Below are 456 nucleotides of genomic sequence, written 5' to 3' on the forward strand. Positions count from 1 at the left end.
GATATCAACCACTCAAGCAGCGAAACCATAGTAAAACAATTTGCCTTTTTAGCTGAAGATGCTGATGGCGACGAGAGCTTTTCAACGCTTGATCTTAGTCTTACTGATGGCCAAGATCCGGTAATTAACCTAGTTCCACCAGTGACATTATCTGAAACGAATCTTGGTGATGGATCTTCGCCAAGCGGAAATGCGGTTAGCGCCACTGAAACGATTACGTTTACAGCCGGTAGTGATGATGTCGCGAGTTTTCGAATTGATCCAAACTTGTTTAATACTAATGATACGCTCAAATCGAATGGGCTTGTCGTTGAACTCAAGGAAGACCCTCAGAACTCAGGTACTTATATAGGTTTTGTTAACGATGGGGTAAACCCTGATGTCCCAGTGTTCACGATTAGCTTTTCTACAAGTACATTAGGGGAATACACCTTCACGCTGCTTGAAGCGTTAGAT

At 43.0% G+C, this 456-nt stretch carries 1 protein-coding gene; it reads left to right on the forward strand.

All coding sequences use genetic code 11. From position 1 onward, the window contains the following. On the forward strand, nt 1-456 hold a 456-nt coding region (locus tag AB4653_RS23875), incomplete at both ends, for a hypothetical protein (RefSeq protein WP_372105487.1).

The organism is Vibrio sp. 10N.222.48.A3 (assembly GCF_041475345.1).
GTDB classification, from domain to species: domain Bacteria; phylum Pseudomonadota; class Gammaproteobacteria; order Enterobacterales; family Vibrionaceae; genus Vibrio; species Vibrio tasmaniensis_A.